This window comes from Nocardioides sp., assembly GCF_030149505.1.
Lineage (GTDB): Bacteria > Actinomycetota > Actinomycetes > Propionibacteriales > Nocardioidaceae > Nocardioides.
The window spans coordinates 1-3,962 of the sequence record NZ_JASBRN010000085.1 but is presented as its reverse complement, the minus strand read 5'-3'; the positions used below and the strand labels follow the sequence as shown (position 1 = coordinate 3,962).

Below are 3,962 nucleotides of genomic sequence, written 5' to 3'. Positions count from 1 at the left end.
ATGGTCGAACTGGGCGCCACCCACTAGGACCGCCTTACCCGACTACCGTCCGCGGCGCTTTAGGCAACGTCCGGATCTGCCGCGATCCGGGCGGTCACTCCCGAGCTACTCCCTCCTCCTCAGCTCCCGTGCCTGCCAGTTGAATCCGGCGAGTCGAAATGGATGAGAGAACTCGTCGTCGTACGTCCGGTGACCGAGTTCTTGGCCGGATTGTCAGTCGAGTTGGCGAATGGTGCCGTGCGGGTGGCGAGGCACGCGGAGCGAACATCAGGTGCGGCGTCCGCGAGCCGCCAGGGCTGGACATCCGACGAGCTCTCGCCAACTGCCCTGTCACGGGACCGCACGGCGGGCGCTCGCTTCGCGCCCAGGCCGCTCTCGAAGTAGCCCTCATCCGTGCCAACTGACCCGGCAAGCGACATCACGATGCGCTCCACGTCGGCTGTCCGAAGGTCCCAACGTCCAGCGGCTTCCGGTCGCGCCCCCTAGCATGAGCCCCATGGCAGGCAGGCAGCTCAAAGAGATCTTTAGGGCGTTCCAAACCCGAGACGAGCTGGCCTTTCGTCGTGCCGCGATGGAGATCATCGAAGAGGAGCAGGCCAAGCATCACAACGCGCTGGCGCGCGACCTCCACAAGCTACTGGTGGGCGGGACGCCGCAGGTGGACGTCGGTGCGACCATCGTGGTGCCTGCGCCGCCGAAGGACCGGGAGGGCGAGTGGGATCTCGGAGAGGTGCGGGAACCCGAGCGGCTGCTCGACGACCTGGTCTTGGACAAGCGGCTGATGACTGTGTTGGACACGATGATCGAGGAGGTACGCCAGTGGTCGGCGCTGGATTCGGCGGGCATTCCACGGAGGCAGCGTCTCCTGCTTCAGGGCCCGCCTGGCTGCGGCAAGACGTCGGCGGCCGAGGCTGTGGCGGCAGAGCTCGGGCGGCCTTTCCTGCTCGTCCGGTTGGACGCGGTGGTGTCCTCCTACCTGGGTGAGACAGCTAGCAACCTCCGTCGAATCCTCGAGTACGCCAGCCAGGCGCCCTTCGTGGTTCTGTTCGACGAGTTCGACTCGCTCGGACGATCCCGCGACGACGCATCCGAGCACGGAGAGATGAAGCGCGTCGTCACCGCGTTCCTCCAGATGACCGACAACTACCGTGGTCCGAGCCTTCTGCTGTCGGCGACCAATCACCCCGGCTTGCTGGACGAGGCGCTGTGGCGCCGCTTCGACGAAGTGCTGACGTTCGCTACGCCGACGGTGCATCAGATCCGACAGCTGCTCCGGCTGCGGCTCAAGCGTGTCCCCCACTCGGGCATCGCGATCGACACCTACGCGAGCGCGCTGAAGGGGCTGCCACATGCGGCTGCGGAGAAGTTGGTGCTGGATGCTCGCCGGCACGCACTGCTGCGCGGTTCACCCTCAGTGGCGGACGACGACATGAGGTCCGCGCTCCCCGGCGTTACCGGACGCCCTTGGTAGGCGTCCATGCCTGAGCATCTCCTTCTGCCGGATCCTCGGCCCGTACCGTCGCGTCGCGCGGGCGGAGCCGGGGGCGGGGCGCCCAACCGGCAGCGCGGCCCGCACGGCAGCCATCTGCGTGATCAGCTGGCCGTCACGGTGCGCGCGCCACGGCGCCTCGACCAAGGCGTCGACCCGGCACTGGTGTTCAAGATCAAGGCACGCTCGCGTCCGGAGGACTCTGCGTTTGAAGGCCGCGGCCTGCAGGTCCTCGGAGAGACTGTGGACTACACCTACTTCGTCCTCGCCGAGGACCAGGGCACCCAGCTCGATGCCGCGATCCAGCGGTATGTGCGCACGGGCGAGCTGCGGAGCTTCTTCAACCTTATCGATGACTTTGAACCCTACGGGCCCGAAGACCGGATGGGTCCGGGGCTCGAGGACCTGGTCGGCGGCTACGACGGCGTCCGCACGTTGGACGTCACCATTTGGCCTTCCGGCAGTTTCGATCAGGCCCAGGCTCGCACGCGGACCGTCGAGGGGGTGCTGGCCCGCAGCGACGGCCGCCTTCTCCTGCGATCGGTTACCGCCCGCCGGACCTACCTGCGGGTTGCCGTCAGCGCGGACGGCCTCGCCGACCTGCTCAACACCAGCGTCGTCGAAATCGTACGGACTCCTCCGGTCCCGTTCCTGGACTTCCGCGAGTGGCGCGACATCGGGCCGGTCGACCTGTCACACACTCGCCGCGAGAGTGTCGTGGTTGGCGTTCTCGACGACTCGCCAGAGTCTGGCCATCCGCTTCTAGACGGCCTGATCCTGTCCGATGATTCCCTCGCACCGGACGGCTACCAATGGCAGCAACGTGGGAGCCACGGGACCGAGGTGGTCGGGCGGGTGCTCTACCCGGACCTTCACAACGAGCTGCGAGACCTGAGCCCGCTCACCGCGGTGGGCGCGGTGCGCGTCGTTCGCATCCTCGAACCCGACCCCAACCGCGACGCGGGCGCCCCACGGTTCGCGACCTACGCTCCCCCGCACGAGCTGGTCAGTGCTGGCATCCGCCACCTGCACGAACGCTTCGGGGTCAGAATATTCAACCTCTCCGTCGGCTACGCCGAGCCGTACAACGATCTCCATCTCGGCGCACTCACCGAGGCCATCGACGACCTCATTCGCGAGCTCGACATCGTCGTAGTGGTGCCGAGCGGGAACGCGGGCATCGACCTGCACGCCCGCACCCCTAGCGGCCACCACATCGTGGACGACAAGCCGGAATACTTCTTCACCGCCGACCATCGGCTCAGCGAGCCCGGCCCCGCCGCGCTCGCTGTCACAGTCGGGTCCCTTGCCCTGAGCGAGGCGCCAGCCGAGATGCCCAACCGCATTGGCTGGCAGGCCGCCGCGGCCACCGATGAAGCCTCACCATTCACCCGGACCGGTCCCGGGCTCGGGACTGCTCTGAAGCGCACCAACAAGCCCGACATGACCCACTACGGCGGCAACACGGTCGTCAACGACTCCGGCGGAGCGGTGCACAATGACCCTGGGGCAAGCCTCATCACCACCTCCACCAGACTCGGCGACGGACGTCTGTTCGCGGCCGTGAACGGCACCAGTTTCGCCTCACCAGCCGTCGCCCGCGTCGCCGCCGACATTGCCCATGCCTACCCCGATGCAAGCGCGAACCTGATCCGAGCCCTGCTCGCCACCAGTGCCGCCCCACCCGGGCCTGCAGCGTCCATCACCGAACACCACCGACGCGCGCGCGTCTACGGGCTTGGCCGCCCCGATGGCGATCGCGCTCTCAACAGTGGCGCTACCCGAGTGACGATGACCTACGACGGCGCGCTCCCCGTCGACACCGTCCAGATCCACCCGATTCCAATCCCCGAGATTTTTCGGCGTGGAAGCGGAGGTTCCAGGGCGATCACCATCGCCCTGGCATTCGACCCCCCAGTCCGGCGCCAACGGCGGGAGTACCTCGCCGCAGCTATGAAGGTCGACGTCTACCGCAACATCGACCCGGACCAGCTGGTCGACATGCTGCAGAAACAAGACCCCGACGACCCGACCGACCTGATCAACGACAGCCGGCGGCTGGACCTGCAGCCGGGAAGCAACTCCTTCACCAACAGCACCCTGCACATGCGCCGCTGGACACGCACCCGCACCTTCATCGACGACGAGGAAACCTTCTACCTCGTCGTGACACACAAGGCACAGACCTGGGCGCGCAACGAGCCGTCCTACCAAGAACAGGCCTACGCCCTCGCCGTCACGCTCGAAGACCAGAACTTGGTCCAGGCCGACCTTCGCCAGATCCTCACCCAACAGGTCCGCGTCCCCGCGCGGCTGCGGGTGCGCGCCTGACCCCTGTGCGTCAGGCTGAGGTGAGACACCACTTCTGAGTTCCTTCCCTCTGCACGGGGCGGAGAAGCGAGACACCTGATGACCATGACGTTGGCCGATACGACGGCGTTCGATGATGGGGTGGTGACCCCGAGAGCTGACC

General features: G+C 66.9%; 2 protein-coding genes. Both read left to right on the top strand.

Annotation, left to right across the window (positions count from 1 at the left end; all coding sequences use genetic code 11):
- Positions 1 to 496: 496 nt before the first annotated feature.
- Positions 497 to 1,471 (top strand): AAA family ATPase, encoded by a 975-nt coding sequence (locus Q1V71_RS19535; RefSeq protein WP_300646068.1) that lies wholly within the window; start codon positions 497 to 499, stop codon positions 1,469 to 1,471.
- Positions 1,472 to 1,477: 6 nt separating this feature from the next.
- Complete coding sequence (locus Q1V71_RS19530) at positions 1,478 to 3,820, top strand: S8 family peptidase (RefSeq protein ID WP_300646066.1); 2,343 nt, start codon at positions 1,478 to 1,480, stop codon at positions 3,818 to 3,820.
- The last annotated feature ends 142 nt before the right edge of the window (positions 3,821 to 3,962 follow it).

What these genes read in the sequence shown, in the direction of transcription:
- Q1V71_RS19535 (WP_300646068.1), top strand. Translation starts at nt 497, where the DNA reads ATGGCAGGCAGGCAGCTCAAAGAGATCTTTAGGGCGTTCCAAACCCGA.
- Q1V71_RS19530 (WP_300646066.1), top strand. Translation starts at nt 1,478, where the DNA reads ATGCCTGAGCATCTCCTTCTGCCGGATCCTCGGCCCGTACCGTCGCGT.